General features: G+C 29.5%; 20 protein-coding genes. 10 read left to right on the top strand and 10 right to left on the bottom strand.

Annotated features, from left to right (window positions below; genetic code table 11):
• Together ACTT90_RS06670 and ubiA are read right to left on the bottom strand one after the other, a co-directional pair.
• The coding region (locus tag ACTT90_RS06670; protein WP_440937993.1) for an A/G-specific adenine glycosylase at positions 1-760 on the bottom strand (760 nt) is incomplete at its 3' end.
• A 94-nt stretch (positions 761-854) separates the two neighbouring features.
• Positions 855-1,607, bottom strand: a complete 753-nt coding sequence (gene ubiA / locus ACTT90_RS06665; protein WP_440937992.1) for a 4-hydroxybenzoate octaprenyltransferase — start codon at positions 1,605-1,607, stop codon at positions 855-857.
• Positions 1,608-1,659: 52 nt separating this feature from the next.
• Between ubiA and ACTT90_RS06660 the strand changes: the two genes are divergently transcribed.
• Positions 1,660-2,064, top strand: a complete 405-nt coding sequence (locus tag ACTT90_RS06660; protein WP_014952715.1) for a DUF2721 domain-containing protein — start codon at positions 1,660-1,662, stop codon at positions 2,062-2,064.
• Here ACTT90_RS06660 and ACTT90_RS06655 read toward each other — a convergent pair.
• The 4 genes from ACTT90_RS06655 to ACTT90_RS06640 are packed head-to-tail and all read right to left on the bottom strand — an operon-like array spanning position 2,061 to position 4,813.
• A complete protein-coding gene (locus ACTT90_RS06655) occupies positions 2,061-3,032 on the bottom strand; it encodes a quinone oxidoreductase family protein (RefSeq protein WP_440937991.1) in 972 nt (323 codons plus the stop codon). The genes ACTT90_RS06660 and ACTT90_RS06655 overlap by 4 nt on opposite strands.
• Positions 3,033-3,034: 2 nt before the next feature.
• The gene (locus tag ACTT90_RS06650; protein ID WP_440937990.1) at positions 3,035-3,871 is read right to left on the bottom strand and encodes a pirin family protein; all 837 of its coding nucleotides are present in this window, start codon (positions 3,869-3,871) and stop codon (positions 3,035-3,037) included.
• 2 nt (positions 3,872-3,873) lie between these two features.
• Positions 3,874-4,113 (bottom strand): CDGSH iron-sulfur domain-containing protein, encoded by a 240-nt coding sequence (locus ACTT90_RS06645; RefSeq protein ID WP_440937989.1) that lies wholly within the window; start codon positions 4,111-4,113, stop codon positions 3,874-3,876.
• Between the two features lie 37 nt (positions 4,114-4,150).
• Positions 4,151-4,813, bottom strand: coding sequence for a haloacid dehalogenase type II (locus ACTT90_RS06640; protein WP_440937988.1), 663 nt, complete (start codon positions 4,811-4,813; stop codon positions 4,151-4,153).
• A gap of 17 nt (positions 4,814-4,830) precedes the next feature.
• On the opposite strand from ACTT90_RS06640, the gene ACTT90_RS06635 reads away from it, so the two are divergent.
• The 9 genes from ACTT90_RS06635 (at position 4,831) to ACTT90_RS06595 (ending at position 12,961) form a co-directional block, all read left to right on the top strand.
• Positions 4,831-5,532, top strand: a complete 702-nt coding sequence (locus tag ACTT90_RS06635; RefSeq protein WP_440937987.1) for an RsmE family RNA methyltransferase — start codon at positions 4,831-4,833, stop codon at positions 5,530-5,532.
• Positions 5,533-5,593: 61 nt separating this feature from the next.
• The gene (coxB, locus tag ACTT90_RS06630) at positions 5,594-6,409 is read left to right on the top strand and encodes a cytochrome c oxidase subunit II (protein WP_440930427.1); all 816 of its coding nucleotides are present in this window, start codon (positions 5,594-5,596) and stop codon (positions 6,407-6,409) included.
• A gap of 2 nt (positions 6,410-6,411) precedes the next feature.
• Positions 6,412-8,046 carry a cytochrome c oxidase subunit I gene (ctaD, locus tag ACTT90_RS06625; protein ID WP_014952723.1) on the top strand — a complete coding sequence of 545 codons (1,635 nt, stop codon included), beginning with the start codon at positions 6,412-6,414 and terminating at the stop codon, positions 8,044-8,046.
• Between the two features lie 20 nt (positions 8,047-8,066).
• Positions 8,067-8,978 (top strand): heme o synthase, encoded by a 912-nt coding sequence (gene cyoE, locus ACTT90_RS06620; protein ID WP_440937986.1) that lies wholly within the window; start codon positions 8,067-8,069, stop codon positions 8,976-8,978.
• Between the two features lie 121 nt (positions 8,979-9,099).
• Positions 9,100-9,633, top strand: a complete 534-nt coding sequence (locus tag ACTT90_RS06615) for a cytochrome c oxidase assembly protein (RefSeq protein WP_014952726.1) — start codon at positions 9,100-9,102, stop codon at positions 9,631-9,633.
• Between the two features lie 9 nt (positions 9,634-9,642).
• Positions 9,643-10,431: a cytochrome c oxidase subunit 3 gene (locus ACTT90_RS06610; RefSeq protein WP_440937985.1), complete on the top strand. Its 789-nt coding sequence runs from the start codon at positions 9,643-9,645 to the stop codon at positions 10,429-10,431.
• Between the two features lie 11 nt (positions 10,432-10,442).
• A complete protein-coding gene (locus tag ACTT90_RS06605) occupies positions 10,443-11,096 on the top strand; it encodes an SURF1 family protein (RefSeq protein ID WP_440937984.1) in 654 nt (217 codons plus the stop codon).
• The gene (gene thrC / locus ACTT90_RS06600; protein WP_440937983.1) at positions 11,097-12,476 is read left to right on the top strand and encodes a threonine synthase; all 1,380 of its coding nucleotides are present in this window, start codon (positions 11,097-11,099) and stop codon (positions 12,474-12,476) included.
• Positions 12,476-12,961 (top strand): peroxiredoxin, encoded by a 486-nt coding sequence (locus ACTT90_RS06595; protein ID WP_440937982.1) that lies wholly within the window; start codon positions 12,476-12,478, stop codon positions 12,959-12,961. Before thrC ends, ACTT90_RS06595 begins: the two co-directional genes overlap by 1 nt.
• On the opposite strand, the gene rnhA is transcribed toward ACTT90_RS06595, so the two are convergent.
• The 4 genes from rnhA to ACTT90_RS06575 all read right to left on the bottom strand — a co-directional run.
• A complete protein-coding gene (gene rnhA, locus ACTT90_RS06590; RefSeq protein ID WP_440937981.1) occupies positions 12,953-13,381 on the bottom strand; it encodes a ribonuclease HI in 429 nt (142 codons plus the stop codon). The genes ACTT90_RS06595 and rnhA overlap by 9 nt on opposite strands.
• Entirely contained in the window at positions 13,381-14,349 is a 969-nt protein-coding gene (locus tag ACTT90_RS06585) for a homoserine kinase (protein WP_440937980.1), read from the bottom strand. The genes rnhA and ACTT90_RS06585 overlap by 1 nt, the downstream gene beginning before the upstream one ends.
• Positions 14,350-15,294 (bottom strand): 4-hydroxy-3-methylbut-2-enyl diphosphate reductase, encoded by a 945-nt coding sequence (gene ispH / locus ACTT90_RS06580; RefSeq protein ID WP_440937979.1) that lies wholly within the window; start codon positions 15,292-15,294, stop codon positions 14,350-14,352.
• Positions 15,275-15,992, bottom strand: a 718-nt coding sequence (locus ACTT90_RS06575) for a Brp/Blh family beta-carotene 15,15'-dioxygenase (protein ID WP_440937978.1), incomplete at its 5' end; no start/stop codon positions are given. The genes ispH and ACTT90_RS06575, both read right to left, overlap by 20 nt.

Genomic DNA, 15,992 nt, shown 5'->3' with positions numbered 1-15,992 from the left:
TCTTTAAATTTCTCAAAAAATTAAATGTATTATTTTTTATTAGAAAATATTTATTATTTTTTTTATGAACATTAACTACGAAAAATTTTTTTTTATTTTTTTTTAGGATTTTTTTCAAAGTAAAATCTTTTTTTATCAACGCTTTACAATTATGGTTTATAGGGCACATATCACATACAGGGTTAAAAGGTTTGCAAATTGTTGCTCCTAATTCCATCAGTGCTTGTGCGTAATCACTTGAACGTCTTGTTGTTCCAAATATTGATTTTGTCCTATTTAAGTACTCTTTGGTGATTTGATTTTCTTTTTTTAATAAAAGATATCTTTTAAGTACTCTCTCTATGTTTCCATCTAAAGGAATATAAGGTTTATTAAAACCAATAGATAAAATTGCGCTTGCAGTATAATTACCAATACCTGGTAAAGAGAGAAGATCTTCGAAATTGTTTGGAATTTTTTTATTATATTTTTTTACAATAACTTGTGCTGTTTTTTTTAGATTCCTAGCTCTTGAATAGTAACCTAGCCCCTCCCACAATTTAAATAATTTTGAATTATCAACTTTTGATAATTTTTCAATCGTTGGTAATATTTTGATAAATCTATTAAAATATGGGATCACAGTTGCAACTTGTGTTTGTTGCAACATAAATTCACTTATAAGTGTGTAATATTCTTTTTTTGATTTGGAACACTTTTTTCGCCACGGCAAATCTCTTTTATTTAAATCATACCATTTCAGAATTTTTTTTGATATCATCGACTCTATCATATGCAATACAATAAAAACTTTAAGCAGAGAAATTCTTCCATTCAAGGTTTAAGATCTTTTAGAGACACTTTGCCAAAAAAAATTAAAAAAATAATTGATAAAAAAGGTCCAATAAGAAAATAAAATAAAATTTATTTAAGTCCATTTTTAAACCAGTTAAAATCAAAGATATAAAAAATACTAAGTATGAAATTGTTAAAAAAATTAAAGGATTTTTTTTGAACTTTATTGAAGTTGATTTTAATCCTATAATTTCATCATCTTTTATATCTTGAAATCCATACACTGTGTCGTAGCCTAGTGTCCAAAATATGGCTCCAATATAAAATATAATTGGCACAAGATTTATTTCACCAAATATTGATGTCCAACCTAAGATTAATCCATAATTAAAAGTCACTCCAAGAAATAGTTGGGGCCAATATGTAAATCTTTTCATCAAAGGGTAGGTAAAAGCCAAAGGCATTGAACCCAAAGCCAAAATTATTGTGAACATATTAAAATTAATTAAAACTAAAAATGCCAAGATACAAAGTATAGCTGAATATATAAAACCAACTTTAACTGACACTTCTCCTGATGCTATTGGTCTATTTTTTGTTCTGGTAACTTTTTTATCAAAATCTTTATCAGCTATATCGTTAATGATACACCCAGCAGATCTCATTAAAACTGCACCTAGAAAAAATAAAACTAAATAAAAAAAATATTTAATAAAATCTTGTTCAAAATCATAAGCAACAGTTAATCCCCAAGCACACGGCCAAAATAAGAGCATATAACCTATTGGTCTTTTTAAACGTGTTAATTCCAAAAAAAGGTTTAATTGTTTCATGATATTTTAGTTGTAAATAGCAAAGGCTAGATTCATAATCAAACTGATTCGTATGAATATAGATTATACAGTTACAGCTCTGATGTTTCCGGCAATTCCTTTGTTAATGAGTGTTTATAGCAATAGATTTCACTCCTTAAGTATACTGATTAGACAACTACATGATGAGCATGTTTATGAAAAACACATTCCTCATGAGTGGAAAAAACAATTCATCAATTTGAGTCGTAGAATAACATTATTAAGGTGGACTATACTTTTTGCGGCATTTGGATTTCTATTTAATATGCTAACAGTGTTTGGTCTTTATCTTGATAGATTGTTTCTTGCTAGAATAATTTTTGGATCATGTTGTTTGTCTATGATTATCTCAATACTTTTTTTTATTAGAGAAATTCATATTTCAACAAATGCACTGAGATTGCATATGGCTGATATGGATGTGGAAGTGGATTAAGGAATTATTACTGCTGGACCAGTTAAAATTCTAGATTCTAAATCTTTATGAGCTTGTGATATGTCTTTTAAAGAATATTTTTTAGAAATTTTAGTTTTTACTTTTCCGCTAGTTACCATTTCAAAAACTTTATTAGCTGCCTCATCAAGTTCTTCTCTTGTAGTTGTATACTGCATAATGCTTGGTCTCGTTAAATACAAACCTTTTGGCTGAATTGATTTTGCTACATTTACAGGATCTAAAGGACCAGATGCATTACCAAATGAAACCATCATTCCTCTTAATTTCAAACATTCTATAGAACCATCAAACGTTGATTTACCAACACCATCATAAACAACTGACAAACCTTTTCCGTTTGTGATCTCTTTAACTTTTTCAGCAAAGTTATCTTTGTTGTAGTTAATGACATGATCATAGCCATTATTTTTTGCTATCTCAATTTTCTCATCTGAACCAACAGTTCCAATAACATTACATCCTAAACTTTTTGCCCATTGACCAAAAATTTGACCTACACCACCTGCTGCTGCATGAAATAAAACTGTTTCTCCTGATTGTGCAGGATATGTTTTATGTAATAAATAAAATGTTGTAATTCCTTTTGTCATTAAAGTTGCAGCAGTTTCTAAATCAACAGCATCTGGAACTTTAACTAGATTTTTTGTTGGATAATTTCTATGACTTGAATATGCACCAAGAGGTGCTGCACAATAGGCTACTTTATCACCAACTTTAAAATCTTTTACATCAGAACCAACTTTTGTAATTTCTCCAGCAGCTTCTAATCCTATTCCTGAAGGTAGAGGCACTGGATACAAACCTGATCGATGATATGTATCAATATAATTTAACCCTATTGCATGATTTTGAATTGTTACTTCATCATTTTTAGGTTCGTCTAAATTTAGATCTTTAACTTCTAAAACTTCTGGTCCACCCGGTTTTGATATTACTACTGATTTCATATTTATTTTACAAAATTACCATTATGATAATCTTGAACAGCTTGCAAGATCTCTGCTTTAGTATTCATTACAAAAGGGCCACCTCTTGCTATTTCTTCATTGATTGGTTTTCCTGAAATAACTAGGAATTTAGTATCTGATTTTGCTTTTACTTTAAGTTCCTCACCCTTTGTAAGTAGAATTAAAGTGCTATCTTTAACGTTATCGTGATTTCCTTCTCCGATTTCAATTTCTCCATTTACTAGGTAAATAAAAGTGTTGTGAGTTGAAGGAATATTAAATTTGAATTCTTTATCTTTTTTTAATTCAACATCAAAATAAACAGGCTCAACGTTATGACCTTTTACAGGGCCTTCAGCGTTTTCAAATTTTCCTGCTATTACCTTTACTTGTTTTTCGTCATCTTTGTGAACACTCATTTTATCTGCATCAATATAAATGTATTCGGGTTTGCTCATTTTTAATTTAGCTGGCATGTTAATCCATAGTTGAAAACCATGAAGTTTACCTTCTTTCATAGCGGGCATTTCAGAATGAATTATTCCGCTTCCAGTTTTCATCCACTGAACATCACCTGCTGTCATTCTACCTTCACCACCAGTACTGTCTTTATGTTCGAAATCTCCAGCAAGCATATAAGTTACAGTTTCAATACCTCTATGAGGGTGGGGTGGAAAACCAGCAATATAGTCTTCGCTATTTTCTGAACCAAATTCATCTAACATCAAAAATGGATCAAAGTAGTTTGGTTCAACACCAATGCTTCTTTTTAATTTTACTCCAGCGCCATCTGAAGCTGGAATTGGATCGATAATTTTACTTACTTCAATTGTTTTCATATTTATTTTTTATTATGTGAACCATCACAAAATGGCTGGTTATCAGTTTGTTTACAAGCGCAAAAAAATAATTTTTTACTTTCCTCTGCTTTGTAAGCTATTGGAGTAAATTCAGATCCTTTATGTGAACCATCACAAAATGGTTGCTTTGAACTTTTACCACAACTACACCAAAAATAAGATTTTCCTTCTTCAACATCAACGGCTATAGCTCCGTCGCCAGCTCTTTGACCTTTATTCATGGCACGTATTTAATCATAAATGTTATTAATTCAATCTTTAAATTAAATTAATTAATTCTTTTAAACTTTTAATTTGATGTTCTGGCTTAAAATCAAGATTATCAAAAATATTATTGTTTCTATTTACCCAGATAGAATTAAATCCATAGTTACCACCACCTGATACATCCCAAGTATTTGCACTTAAAAAAGCAACTTCATTATTTTGAATTTTATATTTTTTAATTGGCATATCGTAAACTCTTGAATCTGGTTTATAAATTCCAACTTCTTCAATTGAAAAGATATTATCAAATAAATTTTCTAAATTATTACTTCTTACTAATCCATTTAGTAAAGAAGGAGTTCCGTTTGAAAGTATAGAAAGTTTATATTTTTTTTCTTTTAAGGATTTTAAAACTTCTGGTACCTCAGTATAAGGAGATAGAATTTTATAAAGGTCTAATAATTCATTTCTCATTGAATTGTCTATATTAAAAACTTTCATAGACTTATCCAAACTATCCTCAGTAACTTGCCAAAAATCTTTGTGTCTTTTCATTAAGCTTCTTAGCCATGTATATTCTAATTGAGTTGTTCTCCAATAATTTGCAAAAGCTTCCCACTTATCGCCAATTTTATCTTTGCATTTTTCAGCTGCAGAATTCACATCAAACAACGTTCCGTAAGCATCAAAAATTATTGCTTTAATATTTTTCATAATTAAACTTAACTTTAATGAGTAATATTAGATTATTTTTCAAGGAAAGTTTATCACTTAATTTAGTATCAAAACTTGATAAATCACAATCTCATTACATTTCAAAAGTAATGAGGATAAAAGAGAATGAAATTTTTTCTTTATTTAATAGTAGTGGCGAATGGGAAGCTAAAATTTTAAACATAACAAAAAGCATCGTTGAATTTGAGATCACAAATCAAATAAGACAAAAAGAAAATCAAAAAGAATTATGGTTAGCTTTTTCGCCGATTAAATCTAATTACTTTAATTTCATGATACAAAAAGCAACTGAACTTGGAATAACAAAATTTGTTCCAATTATTTTTGAAAGAACCGTGGTTCGAAAACTTAATAAAGAAAGACTGGAAAAAGTCATTATTGAAGCTACCGAGCAATCAAACAGAATTAATATCCCAACATTAGAAGATGCAACTAATTTAGAAGATTTTTTAAAATCAAGTGAGATGAATTTGATTTTCACAGATCTAAATAGTGACAGTAAAAAAGTAGATCTAGAAAAATTAACTAACAAACCTGTATGTATAGTTGTTGGGCCAGAGGGAGATTTTTCAGAGAATGAAAGAGGCAAGATTCTTTCTTTTAAAGATGTTCAAGCAATTAAAATAAATGAGAATATTTTAAGGTCTGAGACTGCAGTAATATCAGCTATTTCGATCATAAATTACGCCATTAATTGATAAATTGTCGCGAAAACAAATGTGTAATTTTTAGAAAGAGGCTTTATATACCTACTTATAAATGAAAAAAATTCTATTAACGTTAACAACATTTTTTATCTCTTTTGAGGCAATGGCTAATCAACCTAAAGATTGGCAACTTGGTTTCCAAGAAGCAGCTTCAGAGTCGATGAGAGATATAATAAGTTTTCACGACAACCTACTACTTCCAATCATTGTAGCAATTAGCGCATTTGTTTTATTTTTGATGTTGTATGTATGTGTAAAGTTTAGAGCATCAGCTAATCCAAATCCTTCAAAAAGAACTCACAATGTTGCTGTTGAAGTTTTATGGACTTTAATTCCATGTTTAATATTGATCGTAATCGCGGTTCCATCGTTTAAAATTTTATATAAACAAGATGCTATTCCAAAAGCAGATTTAACAATCAAAGCAATAGGTTACCAATGGTATTGGGGATATGAATATCCAGATGAAAATATAATTTTCGACTCGTATATGGTTGAAGATAAAGATTTAAAAGCTAACCAACCAAGATTATTAGCAGTAGATAATGAAGTAGTTGTTCCAGTAAATAAAGTAGTTAAAGTTTTAATTACTGCAAATGATGTATTGCATGCATGGGCACTTCCATCTTTTGGAGTTAAGAGAGATGCAGTTCCTGGAAGAATAAATGAGACTTGGTTTAAAGCAGAAAAAACTGGAACTTATTATGGCCAATGTTCAGAACTTTGTGGAATTAAGCATGCGTTCATGCCGATCACTGTAAAAGTTGTAAGTGAAGAAGAGTATCAGGAGTGGTTAATGGATGCTCGAGTAAAATTTGCAAAAGAACCAATTGAAAATGAAATAAATAAAAAAATAGCGAGTAAATAATAATGTATACACAAACAGCATCACACGACGATCACCATACACCAACAGGTTGGAAGAGATGGGCTTATTCAACAAATCATAAAGACATTGGAACAATGTATTTAATCTTTGCTATTATTGCAGGGGTTATTGGTACAGCTTTCTCAGTTTTGATGCGTATGGAATTAATGCATCCAGGTGATGGTATCTTAGGTGGAAATTATCATCTTTATAATGTTTTAGTTACTGGTCATGGACTAATCATGATTTTCTTCATGGTAATGCCAGCGATGATTGGTGGATTTGGAAACTGGTTTGTTCCAATTATGATTGGTGCTCCTGATATGGCGTTCCCAAGAATGAATAATATTTCATTTTGGTTATTACCTGTTTCATTTATTTTATTAATACTTTCTATTTTTGCTGATGGCCCTCCAGGTGCGCAAGGTGTTGGAGGTGGTTGGACTATTTATCCACCATTATCATCTAAAACTGGTCAACCTGGTCCAGCAATGGATTTGGCTATTTTAAGTTTACACATTGCAGGTGCTTCGTCGATTTTAGGAGCAGTGAATTTTATTACAACTATTCTAAATATGAGAACGCCTGGAATGACTTTACATAAAATGCCATTGTTTGCATGGTCAGTATTAGTTACAGCGTTCTTACTTTTATTATCACTACCAGTGTTAGCGGGTGCAATTACAATGCTATTAACTGATAGAAATTTTGGAACTGCTTTCTTTGAAGCACAAACTGGAGGAGATCCTGTATTGTTCCAACATTTATTCTGGTTTTTTGGACACCCAGAAGTTTACATTTTGATTTTACCAGGTTTTGGAATGATCAGTCATATCGTTTCAACATTTTCGAGAAAACCAGTTTTTGGTTATTTAGGTATGGCCTATGCAATGGTAGCAATTGGAGTTGTAGGATTTGTTGTTTGGGCTCACCATATGTACACAGTAGGTTTAAGCACTGATACAAAAGCATATTTTTTAGCAGCAACAATGATTATTGCTGTACCAACAGGAATTAAAATCTTTTCATGGATAGCTACGATGTGGGGTGGTTCTATTTCTTTCCAAACTCCAATGATGTGGGCATTAGGATTTATCTTCATGTTTACAGTTGGTGGAGTTACAGGTGTAGTTTTAGCAAACGCAGGTGTAGATACAGCAATGCATGATACATACTATGTAGTTGCTCACTTCCATTATGTACTTTCTTTAGGAGCTGTATTTGCGATATTCGCAGGTTTCTATTATTGGTTTGGAAAAATGTCTGGATATGATTATTCAGAAGCATTAGGAAAAATTCATTTCTGGCTAACTTTTATAGGTGTAAACTTGATATTCTTCCCACAGCATTTTTTAGGACTTGCCGGTATGCCAAGAAGATATGCTGATTATCCAGATGCATTTGCTGGCTGGAATTATATTTCATCTATTGGTTCATATGTGGCTGTTGCTGGATTGGCAGTTTTCTTTGTTAACTTAATTTATGCTTTTGTTAAAAAGAAAAAAGCTGCGCAAAATCCATGGGGCGAAGGTGCAACTACTTTAGAATGGACTGTACCATCACCACCAAACTTCCATACTTTTGAAGAGTTACCAAAGTTTGAGGATGATGCGAGTACTTCAAAATCTCATAGCTAGATTTTTGAAAATGAAATTTGATGTCTAACTTAGGTACAAAGAAGAGAAACTTATCACAAGAAGATTTATTTAACTTCTCTGAGTTATTTAAATTAATGAAACCAAGAGTAATGTCTCTTGTAATCTTTACTTGTGCAGTTGGCTTACTTACAGCACCTATTGGAATATCTACTAAAGATGCAATCATCGGAATATTACTTGTCTCTATAGGAGCAGGAGCGGCTGGCGCATTGAACATGTGGTACGAGTCAGACCTTGATGCACTGATGACAAGAACTTGTCTTAGACCAATTCCTACAGGGAAAGTAAATAGAAATCAGGCTTTAATTTTTGGAACAACTTTATCTTTTATATCAGTAATAGCTTTAGATTTTTTTTCTAACAGATTATCAGCTAGTTTACTTTTGTTTACTATTCTGTTTTATGTTTTTGTTTATACAATTTGGCTTAAGAGAAAAACACCTCAGAATATTGTCATTGGTGGTGCTGCTGGCGCACTTCCACCTGTAATTGGATGGACAATAGCAACAAACTCGCTTTCTCTAGAACCACTAACATTTTTTTTAATAATATTTTTTTGGACTCCATCACATTTTTGGGCTTTAAGCCTTTATAAATCAGATGATTATAAAAAAGCTAAAATTCCAATGTTGCCATTAACAGATGGAATAGAAAGCACAAAAATAAATATATTTGTTTATTCTTTATTAATGATTCCAGTAATTATTTTTCCATTTATAATTAATTTTGTAGGACTTACTTTCTTAATACCTTCATTAATTTTGACATTTTATTATAACTATTTATGTTACGAGTTATTCAAAACTAAGAAAAACAAGTTTGATGCAAAAAAAGCTAAATCTATATTTGGATACTCAATCTTATATTTATTTTTAGTATTTGTATTATTTTTAATAGATAAAATTGTATGATCGAACCAGATAAAAAAACTAAAAGAAAAAATGTAATTACAGCATTAGTTATAATTGCTTTTATGATATTTTTGTTCTTCTTTACTCTGTACAATACTGGAGTTTTTAATAGAGCTATATAATGACAAGCAAAAAGAATTTAACACCAATTTTATTAGCTGGAGTATTTGTTTTGATGCTAGGATTGTCTTATGCAGCTGTTCCATTGTATGACCTTTTCTGCAGGGTAACAGGTTTTGGTGGAACTACTCAAGTTTCTAAAGAGGCTCCAAAAATAGTATTAGATAAAGTCGTCAGCGTGAGATTTGATACAAATGTAAATAACTTACCATGGGATTTTAAAGCTAAGTCAAATGTAATGGATGTCAAAGTAGGGCAAGTAAATAAAATTGAATTTGAAGTAGAAAATTACGGAGATGAAACTACCTATGGTGTAGCAAGTTTTAATGTATCTCCATCAAGTTTTGGAAAATATTATAGTAAATTAGGATGTTTTTGTTTTGAAAAGCAGGAACTAAAACCTGGAGAAAAAGCAACATATGTGATGACTTTTTACCTTGATCCAGAGCTTGTAAATGATCCATCCACAAGCAAGCTTGAAGATGTAACTATGTCATATACTTTTTTCTCGACAGATTATTATAAACAGTCATAAATACAGAATATGTCAGCAGAAAAAAAACATGATTACCACTTAGTTGATCCAAGTCCTTGGCCAATTTATGTTTCATTTTCGTGTTTAGTATTAGCATTAGGAACAGTTTATTATCTTCATAATGAAGTATCGTTGGGAATGTATTTGGGTTTTGCTCTATTAATCTATGGAGCTTACATGTGGTTCAGAGATGTTGTTATAGAAGCTGAGCATCAAGGACACCATACTCCAGTAGTTCAAATACATCATAGATATGGGATGACTTTATTTATTGCTTCAGAAGTAATGTTTTTTGTTGCATGGTTCTGGGCATACTTTGACATAAGTTTATTTCCAAATGAGTTTGTGGGAAATGTTTGGCCACCTAAAGATATTGAAACTTTTGATCCGTGGGATATTCCATTGATTAATACGTTGGTACTTCTTTTATCTGGTACGACCGTAACTTGGTCTCACCATGCTTTATTAGAAGGAGATAGAAAAGGGTTTATTCAAGGATTGTGGTTAACTGTAATCCTAGGTTTCTGTTTTACTTTATTACAAGCTTACGAATATCATCATGCGACTTTTACTTTTTCAGATCACATTTATGGATCGGTATTTTATATGGCCACCGGATTTCATGGCTTCCATGTAATTGTGGGAACAATATTTCTAGCAGTATGTTTGTGGAGAGGAAAATTAGGTCATTTTAACAAAGATCATCATTTTGGTTTTGAGGCAGCTGCATGGTATTGGCATTTTGTTGATGTTGTTTGGTTATTTTTATTCGCTGCTATTTATATTTGGGGCAGTTAATAGTTTCTAAATTGAAGTCCAAGTTATTATTTTCTATATTTGTTTATTTTTTTATCCTTGTTTTTATTGGTCTTGGTTCATGGCAACTAGTTAGATTAAATTGGAAATTAGATTTAATTTCAAAAATAGAACAATCACTAAAAAAAGATCCAATAAATATCAATCAAGCTGATAGAAAAAATTTTGTTAGAATAACTGCATCTGGAAAGATTGACTATGATAAACAAATTTATTTATACAATTTGAACGATGAAGGAAAACCAGGTTTTGAGGTAATTAACCCAATTATAGTAGAAAATGAAAATTACTTAATTAATAGAGGTTGGATACCATTTGAAATGAAGGATAATAATGAATTGTATTCTTTTGAACAATCTAATTTTATGGGAACATTAAGATTACAACCAAGAGCCAATATTTTTAAACCTGAAAATGATATTAATAATAATTATTGGTTCACTTTAAATAGAGAAGATATTTTTAAATATACTGGTAAGGAATTTTCAGAATATTTAATTTATCTAGGAGGAAATTACGAAATACCTAAACCAAAAAAAATTACTGCCAATATTTCAAATAATCATAAAAAATATGCATTAACTTGGTTTTCTTTAGCGATTTCAATATTTTTGATATATCTGTATTTTAGAAAAAAAAATTATTAGATGAAATACATAAGCACTAGAGATAAATCAAAAGAGTTTGAGTTTAAGGATGTTTTCTTAAAAGGATTAGCCGATGATGGGGGGCTATTTATTCCAAAAAATCTTAAAAAATTCACTGAAAAAGAGTTAAATGAATTTTCAAATTTAAATTACATTGAATTAGCTAATGAAATTATTGCACCATTTGTAGATGATTTTATTTCTGGAAAAGATCTAGAAGATTTGATTTCTAAATCATATTCAACTTTTAGAGAAAAAAATGTCGTTAAATTGATTAATGTTGGCGATAGAAAGGTTTTGGAATTATTCCATGGTCCTACTTTAGCATTTAAAGATGTCGCGATGCAGCTTCTTGGAAATTTTTATGAATATTATTTGTCAAAAAAAGACGATAAAATAAATATTGTAGTTGCTACTTCTGGTGACACAGGTGCCGCTGCCATAGAAGCGATTAGAGGAAAGAAAAATATTAATATATTCGTACTACACCCTCATAATCGTGTTTCTCCAGTTCAAAGAAAATTAATGACAACTGTTAAGGATAAAAATGTACATAATATTGCAATCAATGGAAATTTTGATGATTGTCAAAATTTAGTAAAATCAATGTTTGCAGATCATGATTATGCAAAATCAATCAGAATGTCAGGTGTTAATTCCATTAATTGGGCAAGAATTATCGCACAATCTGTATATTATTTTTATTCATATTATTTAGTAAAAAATGATAAAGGACCTATCAACTTTTCTGTACCCACAGGAAATTTTGGTGATGTTTATGCAGGCTATCTTGCAAAAAAAATGGGATTACAAATTGGTAAATTGATTGTAGCAACAAACCAAAATGATATTTTGCACAGAGCGATAAGTTTGGGGCAATATTATTCAGAAAAGGTACAAGAAACTAACTCACCTAGTATGGATATTCAGATTGCAAGTAACTTTGAAAGATTGATTTTTGATTTAAATAATGAAGATGATTATGAAACAAGTTTAGTTATGCAAAAAATTAAAAGTGAAAAGAAATATGATTTAGACCAATCTAAACTAGATAAAATAAGTAAAGACTTTTTATCCTCAAGTGCAGATGAAAAAAAAGTAATTTCATTAATAAAAAAAGTTTATGAAAGTCATAAAGAGATTCTAGATCCTCATACAGCGATAGGTTATGGAGGTTTTGATGATTTAGAACTTGAAGGAACAAATATTGTTTTATCTACAGCTCACCCTTGTAAATTTCCAGACGCTATATTTAATGCAATAAATATTAAACCAGATTTACCAGAAGAGCTTAAGTATATTTCAAATGAAAAAGAAAATTTTGATTTACTTGATAATGATATTAATATAATTAAGCAGCACATTAAGGAGAAAATTTAATGAAATTAAAAGAAAATGAAAATTTACCGAGTGAAAAAATATTTGTTTTAGAGGGTGGAGAGCCAATAAAAAAAAGTATTGAAGAGTATACAAAAGGAAAAAAAGTAATCATTTTTGGCTTACCTGGTGCATACACTTCAGTTTGTTCTGCAAAACATCTCCCTGGATATGTAAAAAATATCGATGCTTTTAAAAGCAAAGGTATTGACTATGTAATTTGCATGTCGGTAAATGATCCTTTTGTTATGAGTGCTTGGGGCAAAGAGCATAATGTAGGAGATAAGATTATTATGGCAGGTGATCCTTTTTTAACTTTTACTAAGTCAATCGGTGCTGATGTTGATAAAAGTGCAAGAGGATTAGGAATACGATCGAATAGATATACTATGCTTGTTGAAAACGGGAAAGTTACAAAACTTCAAGAAGAAGAGGATACTGGAGCTTGTGAAATTTCCGCAGCAGAAAACTTTTTAAATTTAGTCTAGTTTTTCTGCAGCTTTTTTAGCTAATAAATCGACTTTTTCATTAAATTCATCACCAGCATGGGCTTTTACCCATTTCCATTGAATATTGAGAGAATTATTTAGAATATCTAACTGTGTCCATAAATCTTTATTTTTAACATCTTCTTTTTTTGATGTTTTCCAACCATTAGTTTTCCAATTATTAATCCATTCGGTAATACCTTGTTTCACATATTTAGAGTCTGTGTAAATCTCAATATCTAACTCATCTTTAATTTTATTTAATGCAGAAATTGGAGCAAGTAATTCCATTCTATTATTTGTGGTATTTTTTTCATTACCACTAATTTCAGTTATCTCATCGTTTTTAATTATTATTGCTGCCCAACCACCATTGCCTGGATTATTTAAACAAGAACCATCTGTATATATTTTAATCATTAATGAATATATTCTTTGAATGAATTTATTTGGTTGTGTATCATTAATTTTTGATAGTACTCTTTTGGATCCTTAATTTTAATTAATGCTGTTTTAGGAGTATTGATGTAATCATAGGCTCTAGTTAGCAGATATCTTATCGCAGCTCCTTTACAAAGAATGTTTAATTTATTCTTCTCATTAATTGATATTTTTCTTATTTTTTCGTAACCTTTTATAAGGTTATTTACTTTTTGCTTATTAAGAATGAACTTTGATTTATTTTTATCAAAACATAATGCGTTTATACAAATTGCAAGTTCATATGCGTAATAATCGTTTGCAGAGAAATAAAAATCAATAAAGCCTGAAAATTTGTTATTTTTAAAAAATATATTATCTACAAATAAATCTGCATGAATTATTCCACTAGGTAATTTTTTAGGCCAATTTTTTTTAATTTCTTTTAAATTATTAAAAAAAAATTCTTTATAACTTAAAATTAAATTTGATTTTTTAAAATTTATACTATTGAGCAAAGGGTGTAATTTATTTATTCCCATTGAATTAGCTCTTTTAATTTTAAAGTTCTTAGTTGCCTTATGCATTTTTGCTATATTTTTTCCTACCTCAAAGCAATTTTTATAAGTTAGAATATTTTTGTCTTTACCTGATAGAAAAGAGACAATGCATGCTCTTTTATTTTTAATTTTAAACAAGTATTTCCCATAATTATCCTTTAAAGGTTTTGGACAAATTATTTTTCTTAAGCTTAGTAAATCCATTAACTTCATGAAAAAAGGTAGATCTGAATTATTCACTCTTTTTTCAAAAATTGTAAGAATAAACTTTCCTTTGTCAGTTCTGAGAAGATAATTTGTATTCTCAATACCTTTTTTAATTCCTTGAAATTTTATTTTTTTTCCTAATTTGAATTTTTTGTTAATTAGAATGATATCTTTATCACTGATTTTTGTATAAACTGCCATTTAGTTAAGTTTGTTTGGAACTTTGAATATTACATTTTCTTTAATTATTTCAATCTCTTCTGTGATAACTGAAAATTTTTGTTTTAATTGATTAATAAAATCATCAACTAATATGTCTGGCGCAGATGCACCTGAAGATATTCCAATAGTAGAACATTTATTAATATCATCATAAGGCACTTCACTTTCAGAATGAACAAGATAAGCTTTTTCACACCCTGAATTTTTAGCAACTTCAACAAGTCTTACAGAGTTAGATGAATTTCTACTTCCTATAACAAAAAACATATCACATTTTTTTGCAATATTTTTAACTGCCATTTGTCTATTAGTTGTTGCATAACATATGTCATCTTTTGAAGGTTCTTTGATATCAGGATATCTTTTTTTTAATATTTCTATAATATCTTTAGTATCATCGACTGAGAGAGTTGTTTGAGTGACATAAGCTAACTTTCTTCCATTTTCTAAATCATAATTTTGAGCCTCTTCTTTATCCTGTATTAAATCGATTGATCCCACAGGGAGCTGTCCCATAGTACCAATTACTTCTGGATGATTTTTATGACCAATAAGTATTATGTGAAATCCAGCTTTATTAAGGTTTTCAGCTTCTCTATGTACTTTTGAAACAAGTGGGCAAGTAGCATCAATGTAATTTAAATTATAATTATCTGCTTGAGCTGGGACACTTTTTGGAACTCCATGTGCAGAAAATATTACTGGTCTAGATTTATCTTCAATTTCGTCTAATTCCTCTACAAAGATAGCTCCTTTTTTTCTTAAGTCATCAACTACGTATTTGTTGTGAACTATTTCATGTCTCACGTAAACTGGACTACCAAATTTTTTTAAAGATTTTTCTACAATTTCAATAGCTCTTTCAACTCCAGCACAAAATCCTCTTGGCGCAGATAATAAAATTTTAATTTGTTTTTCTTTCATTTTTTTCTAAAAAATATTCGAGCAATATATGCGGAAAGGTTAAAGACGCCAAACCAATAAATATTAGTTTAAAAATAACATTATCTAGCGAATACTGATTAATTAACCAATAGAAAACCAAACCAAAAAAAAGAATAGTTATAATAGTCAAAGGTAAACATTTTTTCCAAAATAAATTTAATCCTTTTTTTATGTTAGTTGAGTCTAATTCATTAGCTAATGAAATGATATGTCTTATTGAATGAAGGAAACAAAAGTAGACAGTAAAACCAGTTAAAGGTTCGAAATAAAAATTAAGAAGTAAAATTGAAAAATAATCTAAAATAATTGAAGTTCTATTAAAATTATAGTTTTTAATAAAAAAATAAACACTTGATAAACTACTTGTAACGATACCAATAACGATAATTCTATATTGCTCAATAATCCCCAGTAAAGAAAAAAAAACTTCATTTTCAATAAAAAGAAATTTAAAAATATTTATTGTTTCATTGAAATGGAAGTGAAGAGGAGCAAGTATAATGAGTATTCCTTTGATAAAATATAATAATTGTATAAATGAATTTTCTTTAGTTATGAGGAATTGTGTATCCTCTTTACCAAAATGATAAGAAGCAATTAATAAAAAAATCAAAAATGTTGTTAAAGGAAAAATTAACCATAATATAATTATTGCTATTCCAATAGATATATATGAC

It is taken from the genome of Candidatus Pelagibacter sp. (genome assembly GCF_052049935.1).
GTDB lineage: Bacteria > Pseudomonadota > Alphaproteobacteria > Pelagibacterales > Pelagibacteraceae > Pelagibacter.
Note: the sequence above shows the minus strand (reverse complement) of the source record. Positions and strands in the feature narration are given on the sequence as shown.